The organism is Agarivorans sp. Alg241-V36, assembly GCF_900537085.1.
GTDB lineage: Bacteria > Pseudomonadota > Gammaproteobacteria > Enterobacterales > Celerinatantimonadaceae > Agarivorans.
Genome location: NZ_UNRE01000007.1, coordinates 138,541 through 154,971, shown reverse-complemented (window position 1 = coordinate 154,971; position 16,431 = coordinate 138,541). Strand labels below are relative to the sequence as shown.

At 46.7% G+C, this 16,431-nt stretch carries 16 protein-coding genes; 12 read left to right on the top strand and 4 right to left on the bottom strand.

Translation table 11 applies throughout. The features are described from left to right. Positions 1–34 precede the first annotated feature (34 nt). Positions 35–274, bottom strand: coding sequence for a GlsB/YeaQ/YmgE family stress response membrane protein (locus G6R11_RS16675; RefSeq protein ID WP_163134203.1), 240 nt, complete (start codon positions 272–274; stop codon positions 35–37). Between the two features lie 193 nt (positions 275–467). Between G6R11_RS16675 and G6R11_RS16670 the strand changes: the two genes are divergently transcribed. Continuing rightward, positions 468–1,079 (top strand): GNAT family N-acetyltransferase, encoded by a 612-nt coding sequence (locus G6R11_RS16670; protein WP_163134202.1) that lies wholly within the window; start codon positions 468–470, stop codon positions 1,077–1,079. A 16-nt stretch (positions 1,080–1,095) separates the two neighbouring features. After that, positions 1,096–1,719 carry a DUF1349 domain-containing protein gene (locus G6R11_RS16665; protein WP_163134201.1) on the top strand — a complete coding sequence of 208 codons (624 nt, stop codon included), beginning with the start codon at positions 1,096–1,098 and terminating at the stop codon, positions 1,717–1,719. 5 nt (positions 1,720–1,724) lie between these two features. Here G6R11_RS16665 and G6R11_RS16660 read toward each other — a convergent pair whose 3' ends face one another. Further along, positions 1,725–2,750, bottom strand: a complete 1,026-nt coding sequence (locus tag G6R11_RS16660; RefSeq protein ID WP_163134200.1) for a LacI family DNA-binding transcriptional regulator — start codon at positions 2,748–2,750, stop codon at positions 1,725–1,727. Positions 2,751–2,998: 248 nt separating this feature from the next. Here G6R11_RS16660 and G6R11_RS16655 point away from each other — a divergent pair, with 248 nt between their 5' ends. From G6R11_RS16655 to G6R11_RS16640, 4 genes are all read left to right on the top strand, one after another. Continuing rightward, complete coding sequence (locus G6R11_RS16655; RefSeq protein ID WP_163134199.1) at positions 2,999–4,345, top strand: class II 3-deoxy-7-phosphoheptulonate synthase; 1,347 nt, start codon at positions 2,999–3,001, stop codon at positions 4,343–4,345. 124 nt (positions 4,346–4,469) lie between these two features. After that, positions 4,470–5,363, top strand: a complete 894-nt coding sequence (locus G6R11_RS16650) for a DMT family transporter (RefSeq protein ID WP_163134198.1) — start codon at positions 4,470–4,472, stop codon at positions 5,361–5,363. 162 nt (positions 5,364–5,525) lie between these two features. Then, positions 5,526–6,056 (top strand): hypothetical protein, encoded by a 531-nt coding sequence (locus G6R11_RS16645; RefSeq protein WP_163134197.1) that lies wholly within the window; start codon positions 5,526–5,528, stop codon positions 6,054–6,056. A 29-nt stretch (positions 6,057–6,085) separates the two neighbouring features. After that, the gene (locus G6R11_RS16640) at positions 6,086–6,631 is read left to right on the top strand and encodes a DUF2301 domain-containing membrane protein (RefSeq protein WP_163134196.1); all 546 of its coding nucleotides are present in this window, start codon (positions 6,086–6,088) and stop codon (positions 6,629–6,631) included. On the opposite strand, the gene G6R11_RS16635 is transcribed toward G6R11_RS16640, so the two are convergent. Beyond that, positions 6,628–7,239, bottom strand: a complete 612-nt coding sequence (locus tag G6R11_RS16635; protein ID WP_163134195.1) for a LysE/ArgO family amino acid transporter — start codon at positions 7,237–7,239, stop codon at positions 6,628–6,630. The genes G6R11_RS16640 and G6R11_RS16635 overlap by 4 nt on opposite strands. A gap of 92 nt (positions 7,240–7,331) precedes the next feature. On the opposite strand from G6R11_RS16635, the gene G6R11_RS16630 reads away from it, so the two are divergent. The 6 genes from G6R11_RS16630 (at position 7,332) to G6R11_RS16605 (ending at position 14,615) form a co-directional block, all read left to right on the top strand. Continuing rightward, entirely contained in the window at positions 7,332–8,234 is a 903-nt protein-coding gene (locus G6R11_RS16630) for a LysR family transcriptional regulator ArgP (protein ID WP_163134194.1), read from the top strand. Between the two features lie 35 nt (positions 8,235–8,269). Next, a complete protein-coding gene (locus G6R11_RS16625) occupies positions 8,270–9,415 on the top strand; it encodes a glycerate kinase (RefSeq protein WP_163134193.1) in 1,146 nt (381 codons plus the stop codon). Between the two features lie 51 nt (positions 9,416–9,466). Further along, positions 9,467–11,431, top strand: coding sequence for a DNA topoisomerase III (locus G6R11_RS16620; RefSeq protein ID WP_163134192.1), 1,965 nt, complete (start codon positions 9,467–9,469; stop codon positions 11,429–11,431). Between the two features lie 303 nt (positions 11,432–11,734). Further along, positions 11,735–12,721 (top strand): TRAP transporter substrate-binding protein, encoded by a 987-nt coding sequence (locus tag G6R11_RS16615; protein WP_163134191.1) that lies wholly within the window; start codon positions 11,735–11,737, stop codon positions 12,719–12,721. A 71-nt stretch (positions 12,722–12,792) separates the two neighbouring features. Then, the gene (locus G6R11_RS16610; protein WP_163134190.1) at positions 12,793–13,311 is read left to right on the top strand and encodes a TRAP transporter small permease; all 519 of its coding nucleotides are present in this window, start codon (positions 12,793–12,795) and stop codon (positions 13,309–13,311) included. 20 nt (positions 13,312–13,331) lie between these two features. Further along, positions 13,332–14,615 (top strand): TRAP transporter large permease, encoded by a 1,284-nt coding sequence (locus G6R11_RS16605; protein ID WP_163134189.1) that lies wholly within the window; start codon positions 13,332–13,334, stop codon positions 14,613–14,615. A 62-nt stretch (positions 14,616–14,677) separates the two neighbouring features. Here the strand turns inward: G6R11_RS16605 and G6R11_RS16600 are convergent, their stop codons facing one another. After that, positions 14,678–16,243: an AbgT family transporter gene (locus tag G6R11_RS16600; RefSeq protein WP_163134188.1), complete on the bottom strand. Its 1,566-nt coding sequence runs from the start codon at positions 16,241–16,243 to the stop codon at positions 14,678–14,680. Positions 16,244–16,431 lie beyond the last annotated feature (188 nt).

Genomic DNA, 16,431 nt, shown 5'->3' with positions numbered 1-16,431 from the left:
TGATTAGCTGGCTTTTTTGTTTTTGCTGGTTGGTTTATTTTTTCACAATACTAACGATGTAGAGCAATATCACTGCGCCCACTACTGCGGTAATCAGCGAACCCAACATGCTGGTACTGCCAAAGCCCAGTAGCCCAAATACAAAGCCGCCAATGACCGAGCCAACAATACCCACCACAATATTGCCTAGAACACCAAAACCGCCTCCTTTCATAATGTTGCCCGCTAGCCAACCTGCAACAGCGCCAATCAATAACCAAATAATAATGCCCATAATCATCCTTAGTATGTTGTAAAAATAGCGATAAGGTGGCCCATACTAGAGAGCGAATGAGCCGCGTTTATACGCTTAAGTGTAGTCAAAGCAGTAGTGACTAGGGGGCGAATTTAAAGCACTGTTTTTGCTTTCTATTCACTTTGTTGCGTATTAATCTGAGGATTATTAAATAAGCAATTGGGAGGGCGAAATGGATCAGCATTCTTATTTAATTGAGACTGAGCTAAGCGGCAAGGATGTGGTGCTTACGCCTTTGTTACGTAGTCACAGAGATGCTTTGTTAAGCGCCGAAGCCGACGGCAACTTGAGTGAGTTGTGGTATACCAGCGTTCCCAATGCCAGCAATATCGACAGCTATTTAGATAATGCCTTATTGCAAAAGCAGCAAGGGCTGGCTTTGCCTTTTGTAGTGCTGGATAAACACAGTAATAAATTGATTGGTGCCACCCGTTATTGCAATGCCGATGGGCTGAACAAACGTTTAGAAATTGGTTATACCTGGTATGGCAAAAGCTACCAGCGCTCGGCAGTGAATACTCAATGTAAATTGCTGTTGTTAAGCTATGCTTTTGAGCAACTTGGCTCTATCGCGGTAGAGTTTAGAACCCACTGGCACAATCAAGCTTCCCGAGCGGCCATTGCTCGTTTAGGTGCCAAGCAGGATGGGGTGCTGCGCAATCATAGTGTCGATGATCAAGGTTGCTACCGCGACACCGTAGTATTCTCAATTACTAATCATGAGTGGCCCACTGTGAAGCGCAGCTTGCAGCACAAACTGGCGCGTTATCCGTCACAGGTTTAGTTAGCGGGAGAGTGAGATGAAAGATTTTTCACAAGGACAATGGCTTAATCCACCTAAGCAATTTGTTTTAGATGAAAACCGGCTAGTGCTTGAGACTGAACCCAATACTGATTTTTGGCAGCGCTCTTATTATGGTTTTCGTAATGACAATGCGCCCGCCCTGCTGATTGAACGAGCGGATAACTTTAGTTTGAGTATCAAGGTCAGTTTTAACTATCAAGCTCAGTTTGATCAAGCTGGGGTGATTATTTACCTAAACGATGAAAACTGGTTTAAAGCATCGATTGAGTATGAAACGCCCAGCCTATCGCGCTTAGGTTCGGTGGTTACAAACTTAGGTTATTCTGATTGGGCAACTACCGATATCGCGACCCCGCAGCATATTTGGTATCGGCTAAGTCGTCGTGGTCCCGACTTTTTGATTGAGTACGCGAAAGATGGGGTTAACTACCAACAAATGCGGATTTTCCATTTACACCAGCTTGGAGAAACCGGCGCGGAGCAGAGTGATCCTCCTGCTGCCGCAAGTTGTTCTGTCAAAGTAGGTTTATATGCCTGTAGCCCTTTGCAATCATCGTTTAAGGCTCAGTTCGAGCACTTAAAAATTGGCGCTTGTGAGTGGCGCGCTCACCCACTGTAAAGCCTTTAGGAAGGGCGTTTAGGCTTTACCGGGCCGGTGCTCTGGCGTGAGACTAGTTGGGTGGGTAGCAGCACGCGCACTTGCTCTGGTGCTTGTTCTTTCATTTGCTGCATCAATAAACTCACCGATTGTTCGCCTAGCTCTAGGCAGTCTTGCGCCACGGTAGTAAGTGGTGGATTATAAAACTCGCTGTCTTCGTGGTTATCAAAACCTACCACAGAGATGTCTTCTGGCACCTTAATATGGCGTTCGTTCAAGGCTCTTAATACCCCTAAGCACATCTCGTCATTAGCCACCAAAATGGCAGTAAAGTCGTGGCCTTCATCTAACAAATCTAAAGTAGCTCGATATCCACTGCGGGCGTTCCATTTTCCATGGATTTTGTGCACCGGTTTAAGCCCCGCTTTTGCTAAAGTGTTCAGCCAACCGGTCTCTCGCCAATTAGCAACACAAGTATCTTCGGCGCCATTTATTAGGGCAATTTTACGGTGGCCTAAATCGATAAGGTGTTGCGCGGCGAGGCTTGCTCCGCCTACTTGATCGTGAGAAACCTGCAAAGCTTCGCTGGTTTTGTCAAAGTCGATGAAGATACACGGCGGTAAGTTTCCACGCTCCAAAATCTGCTCAATCATGGTGTGAGTGACCGAGGTATTTATAATCAAACCATCTACCTGCAAGGCTAAGAGCTCATCAATTGCTTGATTACAAGCGTCGGGATCCAACTCGTTCATGGTTGAAATAGATAGGGTAAAACCTTGTTTAGAAGCTTCTTTACGAATGCCCTCGGCAATTTTGGAAATAGCGTGCAATGAGATATCAATCGATACAAACCCTAAGGTGAGAGATTGTCGGCGAGCCAGTAGTTGGGCCATGCGATTTGGCAGGTATCCCGAGTCGGCAATTGCTTTCTCTACTTTAATGCGTGTCTTTTCAGCAACTTTGGGTGATTTCCTTACCACACGGGCTACCGTTTGGTGAGAAACTCCAGCTGCTTTGGCTACGTCTTTTAAGGTTGCTGATGCTTGTTTCATAGGTTTCATAGAGATTGTTATCTTGTTGATCATATTAACAAATATGCTTTGTTGCCCCTATGGGCTAAAAGCTAGATTTGCATAAAAATGTGAGCTATTTCAGTTGTTTTTTTTTGTTGTGATTTACGTTTTATTGTTGCGGCGAAGTAATAAAAAATTAGGCCTGCATAAAAAAACTAAAATTAGCGCTTTTCATGCGCTCTAGAATGCCTATTATGGGAGTTTTTAGAGCATTCTTGGAACGCAACATGACGCAATGGACACCCTCAAGCTGGAGAGACAAACCAGTAAAACAATTACCTACTTACCCTGATCAAGAAAAGCTTCAACAAACCGAGAAGTATTTGGCTGATCAGCCGCCGCTAGTTTTTGCTGGTGAAGCACGCGCTTTACGTGAAGACCTAGCCAAAGTAGCCAAGGGTGAAGCATTTTTACTACAAGGTGGTGATTGTGCTGAGAGTTTTGATGAGTTCCGTACTAGTCATATTCGCGATACCTTTAAAGCACTAATGCAGATGGCAGTAGTATTAACCTTTGGTGGTCAAAAACCAGTGGTTAAAATTGGTCGTATTGCTGGCCAGTTTGCTAAGCCTCGCAGTGAAGACATGGAAACCATTAATGGTGAAAGCTGGCCTTCTTACCGTGGTGACATCATCAACGCCATCGACTTTAATGAGAAAAGTCGTGTGCCAGATCCGCAGCGTATGATCGAGGCTTACAACCAATCTACGTCAACGCTAAACTTGTTGCGTGCTTTTGCTCAAGGCGGCTTAGCAGATTTAAACCAAGTTCATAAGTGGAACTTAGACTTCATTAAGAAGAGCCCGCTGGGTGAGCGTTACGAAGCCTTAGCAGGCAGCATTGAAGAATCACTGGCCTTTATGAGCGCTTGTGGCATTAACCCCGCTACTGCGCCTCAGCTGCGTGAAACTAACTTATATACTTCTCACGAAGCCTTGTTGCTTCCTTACGAGCAAGCTTTAACTCGCTGTGACAGTTTAACCGGCAAGTGGTATGACTGTTCGGCACACATGTTATGGATTGGCGATCGTACTCGTCAGATTGACCATGCACACATCGAGTTCCTACGTGGCGTAGAAAATGCGATTGGCTTAAAAGCCGGTCCAACTACCGATCCTGAAGAGCTGTTGCGCATTATCGACATCATTAACCCGAACAACGAAGCGGGCCGTTTAAACCTAATCGTACGTATGGGCGCAGATAAAGTTGCTGATCACTTACCTAACTTGATTAAGGCGGTTGAGCGCGAAGGTAAAAACGTGGTGTGGAGTTCAGATCCAATGCACGGCAATACCATTAAAGCGCCAAATGGTTACAAAACGCGCCGCGTAGACGACGTACTTCGCGAAGTTCAGCAGTTCTTCCAAATTCATAAAGCCGAAGGCACCTACGCCGGTGGTGTTCACTTTGAAATGACTGGCCGTAACGTGACCGAGTGTGTTGGTGGAGCTTTCCAAATCACCGAGCATGATTTAGCCCAGCGCTACCATACTTACTGTGACCCACGCTTAAACGCTGACCAAGCATTGGAACTTGCCTTCCTCATTGCTGATCACATTAAAGCAGCACGCTAAGCAAGTTTACAGTTGATTAAAGCCGCCTTCGGGTGGCTTTTTTTGTGGCTAAACCATTATCGGGTCGCTTGTTGTTTTAGTTTATTGCACACTGCATTTTTCTCTCATGGATTAGGAACCGAAAATGGAATTAGCTAGCATTATCCGCTTGTTACTGTTGTCGGCAATTTGGGGCAGTTCGTTTTTGTTTATGCGCATTGCTGCCCCGGTACTTGGCCCGGCAATGCTAATAGAATTGCGGGTAGGTTTTGCTGCTTTGTTTTTATTGATGGTGGGGTATTTCTTAAAAAAGAAGCTCCACCTTAAGCAGCATTGGCGGCACTATTTTATCTTGGGCTTTTTTAATTCTGCCTTGCCGTTTTTATTGTTGGCCTATGCGGCGCAAACCTTGTCGGCTTCATTACTGTCTATTCTTAATGCCACCGCCCCGATCTGGGGGGCTATAATCTCGGCCCTATGGCTGCGCCAAGCGCTGCCCAGCAAAAAGGTGCTAGGTTTAGCTATTGGCGTGGTGGGGGTTGCCATATTGGTTGGCTTTGACAATGCCAGCATTGAACCAGGGGCTAAGTTGGCCATTGCGGCCTCGATTGGTGCGGCGGTCTGTTATGGCATTGCCAGTAGCTATGCACATTCGGCTAAATCGGTAGAGCCTTTTGCTAATGCCCATGGCGGCATGTGGGCCTCCACCATTTTGGTGCTGCCAGCGCTATTGTTTTTTCCGGTGCATGAAACACCAAGCAGCAACTTGTTGCTATCGGTGGTGTTTTTAGGGGTGGTTTGTAGTGGTGTGGCTTACTTGCTTTACTACCGTTTAATTAGCGATGTAGGGGCTTCTTCGGCGCTTACCGTCACCTTTCTTATCCCCATTTTTGGCATTTTCTGGGGCAGTGTATTTCTGCAAGAAAGCATTGGCTGGAGCACCGTAGTGGGCACCATGATTATTTTGCTTGGCACCGCCTTAGTCACGGGCTTCTCTCCTCGACAAGTGTTTGCGGCGCGTAAGTCTAAATCGAAGTAAGTAGCTGATTGAGGACTAAACTAGAAATAAATCAAAGCCATAACCATACTTAATTTCAAGTTTCAGCTAGAAAGACAAAGGGCTTGAAGCGGGTCTACTAGGCTGATATCGCTATCGAAACAAGTAGTGATTGGTCACTTGTTACAAATTAGGGAGAAAGTTATGGCTTGGTCAATCACACGCACCCAGCTGCTGGTTTCTATTGGCTTACTGTTTAATGTGGTGGCAGCTTTGATGACCAACTTTTACATCGACCGAGTGAGTCAAGATGCCCACAAGTTAGTGCAGCAACAAAGCGCCAACGATAATTTGATTCGACAAACCTGGTTGCAGATAGACGCCCTAGAGCGCAAACGCGAGCTTATTCTTAGCTTGCTCACCAGCGCCGCCCACAACCAGCAAAGCATTCCTGCTCCGGTGCAAGCATTGCTGCGAAACGACCTTAAATATTGGTTAGACATGGCTGCGCTGCCACGTCTCGACTTGGATAATCTTCCGCAATTAGACCAGCAAATTGCCAAGGTGCAAGAGCAGCAACGCAATCGAATAGATAACTGGTACTTACAAAACCTAGACTTAATGGACGATTACACCGAGCAAATGGGTTGGATCTCTAGCCTACGTAACCTCGCTTTATTTCTACAAATTATTGGTTTGGCACTAATTTTAGCCAGAGACTTAAGCAGGCATTAATCAAATGAACAACCTTAAGGAAGCAAAGCGTGGCTAATCCTGAACACCAAGAGCAGCTAGATAGCGTAGATAAAATCAGTGTTGGCTTATACCGCTTAGGCTGGTTTTTGCTTTGCACTAGCTTTGGCTGTGCCGCTTATAGTGCCTTAATTGGTGGCGCCACTTGGCAGCCATTATGGCTGTTGGCCGCCGCCATTGGCTTACAAGCCTATAATTTGCACCTATATAGCAAAGCCATTCGTTACTTAATGCAAGGCGCTGCTTGGTTAGGTATGTGGCTGGCAATGGCGTTTTATCTGTGGCATTGGCCGATGCTGGCTCATGCGGCTTTAGCGTGCTTTTACTTTGTGGCTAGCGGCTTGGCTTTTAAAGAAAGCTTTTGTTTTCAGCTGGGGTGGCTACGTTGGTTAGGTGCCCTGTTGGTGCTTGATTACCTATTACGTTTTAGCCCTTGGTTAAGCTTGCGCGGTGCGGTGTTGTTGAGCATTAGCGCCTTAGTTATTTATATCGCTTACCAAAAATTCCGTCAGCCAATGCATTACGATATTGGTAAGCGTGATAATTATCAGATTTAAGTAAACACAAACTTCAACAAGTAAATCGCCAGTCCAAACATCATCAAACCAATTAGGCTGTCGATGATTTGCTGGGCGCGAGGCTTGGCTAACCAAGGGGCAAGTTTAGCGCCGAGCAGCGCTAAACCAAAGAACCACAGAAACGAAGCGCTCACTCCGCCAGCGACAAACATTGGTCGCTCTTCTAGGCTAATGTTGGCAGCAAAACCACCCAAGATAACGATGGTGTCGATATACACATGTGGATTTAAAAAGGTAAAGGCGCAACAGGCCAATACAATGGCTTTCAGCTCATGTTTCGCTTCACCTTGCTCTAAGCTACTTTCGCCCTTCCAAGCACGCTGCAAACATTGAAAGCCATACATCATCATAAAGCCCGCACCCAAAATGCTGATGCTGTAAAGCAGCCAAGGGTAAGCGCTAAACAACTGAGCGCCGCCCCATACGCCCAAGCACATGAAAAACACATCGGCGATTGAGCAAAGGCCAGCCACAAGTAGGTGATGGCGGCGACGGATCCCTTGGTTCAATACAAAGGCATTTTGCATACCAATGGGCATAATTAAAGTTGCCATTAGGCTGAGGCCGGTGAAGTAACTTGCAATCATTAAGGTAGGCTCTTTAGAAACAATGGCAGGACTATACCCAGAAGATCTGCTTTAATAAAACTAATAAATTTAATACTGAATAAGTTTTACTAATGAAGCTGAGCGAGATTGATTACAAATTATTGAAAGCCTTAGACTGTGTGCTGAGTGAGCAAAGTTTTGAGCGTGCCGCCCAGCGTTTGCACTTAACTCAGTCGGCGGTGTCGCAGCGAATAAAAGCGCTGGAAAGCCAAGTGGGTCAACCTTTGTTAATTCGCTCTCAGCCCTTAATGCCAACTGACTTAGGCCAGCAATTGCTGGGTCATTACCAGCGTGTAGTGCAGTTAGAAACCGAATTAGTCAATCAGTTAAATGTTGATGAAACCCGGGTGCAGGCGCTGCCATTGGCGGTTAATGCCGACAGCTTGGCCAGCTGGTTGATCCCAGCGCTTAGCCCTACTTTGCAGCAGCAGCGGGTAGAAATGAATCTTTACGTGGAAGATGAATCTCGTACTTGGCAGCGGATGCGCAGTGGCGAAGTGCTGGCTTGCGTAACGAGCCATGCAACGCCGGTGGCTGGCAGTGATAGTCACTTTTTGGGATACATGGAATATTTATGTGTAGCGACCCCTGATTTTGTGCAGCGATTTTTTCCCAATGGGGTTAATCGTGACAGTTTAAGTGGTGCACCGGGAATGTCTTTTGATCAGCACGATGATATGCATATTCAATTTTTGTTAGAGCATTTTTCTTTAAGTCCCGGCCAGTACCCTTGTCACACAGTACGCTCTTCTGAAGCCTTTATGGAGCTGGCGTTAGCCAGCGGCGCCTATAGTTTGAATTCTCGCCTGCAAGTGGCCAAACACCTTGATGATGGTAGTTTAATAAACCTTACGCCAAGCTTGCAGGTTAGGGTGCCTTTGTACTGGCATCACTGGCAATTAGCAGGTAAGTTAATGAAACAACTGAGTGAGCAGATCCGCAGTTATACCCAAGATTGTCTGCCGCAACAGTAACTTGCAGCCAGCCTAAAGTTTGAAAAGGAAAGCCGATGAAGATAGTAATTGCGCCCGATTCATTTAAAGAAAGCCTTAGCGCCATGGAAGCCGCTGAGATGATAGAGCAAGGCTTTCTGCAGATTTTCCCAGACGCTGAATATTGCAAAGTGCCCTTAGCCGATGGTGGCGAAGGAACGGTGCAAGCCATGGTAGATGCTACCAATGGGCAAATTATGCCAGTACTGGCAGCAGGGCCGCGAGGCAATCAAGTAGAAGCATTTTTTGGAGTATTGGGTGACAAGCAAACCGCCGTAATTGAAATGGCTGCTGCATCGGGTTTGCACTTAGTAGACCCAGCCCTGCGAGACCCGCGTAAAACCTCTAGCTATGGCACGGGTGAGCTAATTAGCGCCGCCTTAGACGCCGGCGCAACTAAGCTAATTATTGGCTTAGGTGGCAGTGCTACCAACGATGCTGGTGTAGGTATGTTGCAAGCGCTAGGGGCGCAGTTTTATGACAAATTCAACAAGCCCTTAAAACGCGGTGGCGCCGAGTTAATTGACTTAGAAAGCATTGATATCTCGGGCTTAGATCCACGCCTTGCAGAAGTGGATATTGAAGTAGCCTGTGATGTAGATAATCCCCTGTGTGGCGAGCAAGGGGCAAGTGCGGTATTTGGCCCACAAAAGGGCGCAACGCCTGAGATGATCCGCCAGCTTGACGCCGCCTTAGGGCGTTTTTCCTCCGTTGTTTTTAGCCAGTTTGGTATCGACATCATGCATGTGGCTGGCAGCGGTGCGGCTGGTGGCATGGGCGCCGCTTTACTGGCATTTATGCAGGCTGAACTGCGCCCAGGAGTGCAAATTGTTACCGACGCAGTGGATTTAGCTGCAAGCTTGGAAGGTGCCGACTTACTGATTACTGGTGAAGGACGCATTGATAGCCAAACCATTGCCGGTAAAACCCCCTATGGCGCTGCGCAAATTGCCATGCAGTTCGATGTACCGGTTATAGCTTTGGCTGGCGCTATGTTGCCGGGTTATGAAGTGGTGCATGAGCACGGCATTGATGCGGTGTTCTCGGTGGTGCCTGGCCCATGCGATCTCGCTCATGCCTTAAGCGAAGCTGAACAAAACCTGTACGTATCAGCTAAAAATGTGGCCGCCACCCTTAAACTTAGCCAACAAGTATTTGGCTAAGCCTGAAAAAGCGCTACAATAACTGTATAAATTAACAGTTGTTGTAGCTCATTGCGTTTATATATTGCCGAAAAACCCAGCCTTGCCCGCGCGATTGCTGCGGTATTGCCTAAACCTCAACAAAAGCATAATGGTTACATTCAACTAGCTAACGGCGATTGCGTAACTTGGTGCATCGGCCATTTGCTTGAGCAGGCCGAACCTGAGCACTACGACGCCAAATTTAAGCAATGGCGCTTAGAGCATTTACCGATTTTTCCCGAGCAATGGCAGTGGAAAGCAAAATCTAAAACAGCCTCGCAACTTAAAGCGATTAAAAGCTTAGTAAAACAAGCAAGCAGCCTAGTGCACGCTGGGGATCCCGACCGAGAAGGGCAGTTGTTAGTGGATTTGGTGATAGAGCACTGCAAGCCCAAAGTCGCGCTCAAGCAGCATTGCCAGCGTTTACTGATTAGCGATTTAAACCCGGCAGCGGTGAGCCGCGCATTACAACAATTAAAAACCAATCAAGAGTTTGCTGCCTTATCTACCTCGGCGCTGGCTCGTTCTCGTGCCGATTGGTTATACGGCATTAATCTTACTCGCGCCTACACCTTAAAAGGCCAGCAACAAGGTTATTCTGGCGTTTTGTCGGTGGGGCGGGTGCAGACACCGATTTTGGGTTTGGTGGTAAGGCGCGATCAAGAAATCGCTGAGTTTGTCAGCCGCCCTTATTACCAAGTAGAAGTGCAGCTGCAAACCGAATTGGCAGAGGGATTTAGCGCGCTGTGGCAACCTAGCGAAGCTTGCGAACCTTATCAAGATGAAGAAGGGCGAGTGTTGAGCCGACCTTTGGCGGAACACGTGGTTAAGCGAGTAAACCAGCAAGCTGGTGAGGTGAAATCACTTAAACAGCAAGATAAGCAACAAGCGCCGCCGCTGCCCTATAATTTATCAAGCCTGCAAATTGATGCGGCTAAACGCTTTGCCTATAGCGCAAAGCAGGTCTTGGATATTTGCCAAAACTTGTATGAGCGACATACTCTCATCACCTATCCACGCTCCGATAGCCGCTATTTGCCCAAGCAACATCATGCAGAAGCGCCCAAGGTAGTGGCCGCTATTCAAGCCAATAGCCACAGTTTGACCAAGGCCTGTGAAGATGCGGATTTAAGCAAGCGCAGTAAGGCCTGGAATGACGCGAAGGTAGACGCCCACCATGCGATTATTCCCACCGAAAAACACTACGATGCAGCTAAACTAGGCCAAGCAGAGCGTAATGTTTATGAATTGATTGCTCGACAATACTTGCTACAGTTTTACCCGCATTATCAATATGCCCACACCGAAGCGATGATTGTGATTGCTGATGGCTTGTTTAAAGCCACTGCCAATCAGATTAAAGACTTGGGTTGGAAGGTACTATTTCCGCAAAAGAAATCGGCGGAAGACTTAGCTACCTTACCGCCGCTGCAGCAAGGACAGGCCTTGCAGTGTATAGACGCAAGAGTGTTAGACAAACAAACCCAACCACCTAAAGCTTTTACCGATGCCAGCTTGCTGGCGGCCATGACAGGTATTGCTAAATATGTGCAAGACCCTAGTTTAAAAGCGGTGCTAAAAGATACCGATGGTTTAGGCACCGAAGCAACGCGTGCTGGCATTATCGAGCTACTCTTTAAACGTGGATTTTTACTGCGCCAAGCGAAACAAATCCATGCCAGTGATAGTGGCAAAGCCCTTATTAATGCGCTGCCTGCACTTTGCACTTGGCCAGATATGACCGCGCATTGGGAAACTCAACTCAATGCCATTAGCCAAAAAGCACAGAGCTATCAGGGCTTTATGCATGATATGCAAGGCCAGTTGTGTCAGCTAGTTGAGCAAAGCGCCAGTGTTAATGCTCAAGCCTTTGCCGGATTAGCCAAACCTGCCGGTAAAAAGCCTTACCGCAAAAAGCGCAGTAGCGCTAAAGGCAGTGCTAAGGCTTATAAAAAAGGTTCTGGTAGCAGAACTAAAGCTAAATCTGCCACTTAGGCACCAGCAGCATTAGTGGACTGTTGAGCTCAACCTTACTCCTAGCTCATAGCCTTACATCATAAAGTAGTACCAATCTGTGGTGTGGCTCTTGTTTCAATTAATACTCATCTACGCCTTTAGTCTATTTGATGCTTTGCTAGCATTTATTTGATAAATAGTTGCCGTCTAGCTTGTCTAAAAAACGATCATTAGCAATATTGTATTACTAGTGATTGGCCGAGGCCGATCTTTGCTGCTCGCCCAGCTGTGCCGATGTTTGGATTGCGCGTGCGTTAAAAATGGATGAATGGGAGATGGAACATGAAACTGCGTAACAAAGCGTTAATTTCGACAAGTTTATTAACCGTGGCCTTAGGGCTTAGCGCAAGCTTACAAGCAACCGAGTGGAAAGGCTGGAATATTCATAAAGCAGGTTACCCTAATACCGTAGGCATGGATAAGTTTGCAGAGCTGGTGGAGCAAAAATCAAACGGCGACTTCAGTATAAAAATGTATCACGCCGGTGTATTAGGCAACCAACCTGATGCCATTGAGCAAGTGCGAATTGGCGGTTTGGAAATTGGCAACTTTAGCCTAGGCCCAATTGGTCCAATCGTGAAAGAAGCCAATGTGCTTTCCTTGCCCTTTGTATTTGATGATGTGGCGCATATGCACAAAGCCATGGACGGTGAAGTGGGTGACAAAATTAATGCTGCCATGGAGCAAAAAGGCTTAATTAGTCTTGCGTGGTACGACGCCGGCGCCCGCTCATTCTACAATTCTAAAAAGCCGATTACTCAGCCTGCCGATGTGGCAGGGATGAAAGTGCGAGTTATGAATAACGATCTGTACTCTGGCATGGTTTCGGCCTTAGGGGGTAACCCTTCACCGATTGCTTACGCAGAGGTGTATCAATCACTGAAAACTGGGGTGGTAGACGGTGCAGAGAATGGCTGGCCTGAATATGAGTCGATGGGACACTTTGAAGTAGCGGGTTACTATTCTTTATCGCAGCACCTGATTATTCCACAGTGCTTGTGTGTTAATGCTAGTGCCTTCCGTAAGCTACCAGAGGCGCAGCAGCAAATGCTAAAAGAAGCCGCCCAAGAATCTGCCCAAGTGCAACGAGATTTATGGGCTGAGCGTGAAGCCTTTAGCCGCGACAAGGTGGTTAAAGCGGGCGTTAAGCTAAATGAAATCAGTGAAAAAGAACCTTTCCAAGTAGCTATGCAGCCGGTGTACGACAAGTACTTGGGCGAAAACCCAGAGCTTAAGCCATTGGTTATGCTCATTAAAAGCACCAAGTAACCACGTTCTGGTTGCCGCTCTTAGTTAAGTTTTAGCTAAGGGCGGCATTTTCTATTGTTGTAGAGGTGTTTATGTTTGAGCAGCCTGATGGTGTAGAGCGCTCGCGCTATGATCGCTTTTTAGACTTACTCAGTCAGTTGAGTTTATGGGTGGCAGGCGTTGCCTTGGTGGTGCTTACTGTAACCTTTGGCTGGTTAGTGTTTGGCCGCTATGTGCTTAACTCTACGCCGACTTGGGTAGAGCAGTTGTCACTGCTGCTGGTGGTGCTGATAGCCTTTCTTGGTGCTTCTGTGGGCATTCATAAAAATACCCATTTGGGCGTGTCTTTTTTTTACGACCGAAGTCCTTTCTGGTTACAACAAATCTTCCAACTTATTTCTCAGCTTTCTTTGGCCATATTTGGCTGCGTAATGATGATAAATAGCTATCAACTGATGCTGTTTAAGTGGGGCTCAGACATCCCACTCTTAGGGATCCCAGAAGGTGTGCGCGCGATTCCAATTATGCTCTGTGGCGGCTTGGTGTTGCTCTATTCAATTGGTCATTTAATTCATCTATTTCAACGGGTAAGAACTGCTCTTACACACTAGGGCAACTAAAGGATTAGTTCATGGGTTTAGTTATTTTAATGGCAGTGTTTGTTATCGGCGTGATTATAGGAACGCCGGTGGCTTTTGCTTTAGGCATTGCAGCAGTATCTGCCTTTGCCTATGAAGGCTTACCGCTACTAATTGCCTTTCAGCGAATTACCGCGGGTATTAGTGTGTTTTCTCTAATGGCCATTCCATTTTTCATTTTTGCCGGTGAGCTGATGTTTCACGGCGGCATTGCCATGCGTTTAGTGCGATTTGCCTCTTCTGCAGTTGGTGCAGTGCGTGGTGGTTTGGGTGTAGTAAATGTGATGTCTTCGATGCTGTTTGGCGGGATCTCTGGTTCTGCTGTGGCCGATATTTCTGCCTTGGGCTCGATTCTTATTCCGGTGATGAAAAAGAAAGGCTACGACGAAGATTACGCGGTGAACGTTACAGTAACTTCTTCGATAGCCGGCATTATGATCCCGCCTAGCCATAATATGATTTTGTATGCAGTGGCTGCGGGTGGCGGCATATCGATTTCTCAGTTGTTTTTAGCCGGGGTGGTGCCGGGCGTACTGATGTGTGTTTGCTTGGCGATTACGGCTTATATTGTTGCAGTGAAAAGAGATTACTCGGCGGAGGCTTTCCCTGGTTTTGTAGTGTTATTTACTCACTTTATCGTGGCCTTACCGGGCTTGCTTACAGCAGTAATTATTGTTGGGGGAGTATTATCGGGGGTATTCACCGTTACTGAGTCTGGCGCGTTTGGCACCTTGTATGCCTTGGTTGTTACCGTTGTGGTGTACCGCCAGTTAACCTGGGATAAGTTTAAAACTGCGGTGATTAACTCTGTTAAAACCACCTCTATGGTGATGGTGCTGATTGCCTGCGCCGCAGCCTTTGCCTACATGCTGACCTATTTTCAAGTTCCCACTAAGATGATTGATTTTTTGAGTGGCATCTCGGATAACCCCATTGTCATCATTTTGCTGATTAACCTGATGTTACTGCTGCTAGGTATGGTGATGGACATGGCAGCTTTAATCCTTATTTGTACGCCGATCTTTTTGCCTGTGGCGCAATCGCTGGGCATTGATCCGCTGCAATTTGGCATGATTTTAATGATGAATTTAGGGCTGGGTTTATGCACTCCGCCAGTGGGGGCATGTTTATTTGTGGGATGTGCAGTGGGTAAGGTTCCGATGGAATCGGCAGTAAAATCGATATGGCCGTTTTATATCGCTATTTTGGTTGCCTTAGTGCTCACTACATTTGTTCCCCAAGTCTCCTTGGCTTTGCCTATGTGGCTGGCAGGCTAAGCTGGCAAGTGCCATAAAAAACGCGCCTTTCGGCGCGTTTTTAGTTTTGAGTTTCTTTATGCTTACATCGCTGCTGGGTATACGTAGCTTGCGCCAAGCCCTAGCGGTAAACCTAGTGCCCAATAAGCCAGTAGGAATAATGTCCAGAAAATGGCTAGAGCAATTGAGTACGGCAGCATGGTGGCCACTAAGGTGCCGATGCCGGTGCCTTTCACGTATTTCTGACAGTACACAACCACTAATGGGAAGTAAGGCATTAATGGGGTGATGATGTTAGAGCTTGAATCACCCACGCGGTAAGCCGCTTGTACTAAGTCTGGTGAGATATTCATTTGCATTAGCATTGGCACCAGTACTGGTGAGATTAATGCCCACTTAGCCGATGATGAACCCACCGCCAAGTTTATCAATACCACTAATACAATCATGCCTACAATGGTGGCGGGTGCGCCCATGCCAATGGCTTGTAAGAAGTTAGCGCCTTTCACCGCCATCAGCACGCCAATGTTAGATTGGCCAAAGGCCCATACAAACATTGAGCAGAAGAATGCCATAACAATGTAGTGGCCCATGGTTTCCATGGTTTTAGACATGGCAGCCACTACGTCGTCAGAATTTTTGAAGCTACCGTTCAAGTAGCCAAATACTACGCCAGGAATCACAAAGAAGATGAAGATAAGTGGCACGATGATTTGCATCATTGGTGCGCTAAAGCTAGTGAGTGAGCCATTTGCGTCACGCAGGCTTGAACCTTCGCCCCATGCGGCTGCAACCAGCAAGCCGATTAAGGCTAGCATTACTAAACTAGCAACTCGAAACGCAAAGGTTTCTTTTTTGCTCGTAGAGTGCATGTCTGACGCGACTTCTAAGTCTTCAGATATCGGACTATTTTTTTGTAAGCGTGGCTCAACAATTTTATCGGTGATATACCAAATGGTAGCCACAATAGGTAAACAAGACGCCGAAGCAAAGAACCAGTTGTTTAGCGGGTTAACCATCATTTTTGGATCTGATAACTGGGCAGAGCTTTGAGTAAAGCTTTGTAGTAACGGATCTAAACCAGAGGGGATGAAGTTAGCACAAAAACCACCAGATACACCGGCAAAGGCCGCGGTGATACCGGCAATAGGGTGACGCCCCATGGCATGGAAGATAACCCCGGCTAGTGGAATAACCACTACGTAGCCTGCGTCGGTAGCAACACTAGAAATAACGCCAATCAATACTACCGCAGGGGTAATCATTTTGGCTGGCGTTACTTTTAACATCGCTTTTAAGGCTGCATTAATGTAGCCAGAGCGCTCTGCCACGCCAACACCTAACACTGCAACTAGAACCACTCCTAATGGAGCGAAGCCAGTGAAGATTTTAACCATGCTGGTCATCCAAGTGGTAAGCCACTCGGCGCTCAGTAGGTTGTTGATGACGATGGTTTCGCTACTGCGTGGGTCGATTTCGCTGAAACTTACAAAGGATAGGCCGGCTGAAAGCAGCCATACAAAAAACATTAATCCAAGGAATAGCATTGCTGGATCGGGCAATTTGTTACCAACACGTTCAATGGTGTCTAAGAAGCGTGCAATGCCACCCTTAGTTTGGGCTGGCTCGTTGGTAGTGGTAGAACTCATATATACCTCTAGGTTTTCTAAACTCTCCGGTTTAGTTTGTTTCGTTGTGATTAATCACCTAAAGTGACCAAAAAATAGACTTATCAAATCAGCATAGTGAATGAGGCTTCATGATGCATTGATTTAAGTTAATAAATCCTATTTTATAGGATTTTTCAGGTTAATGCTTTGCTCAATTGTTTTTGGCT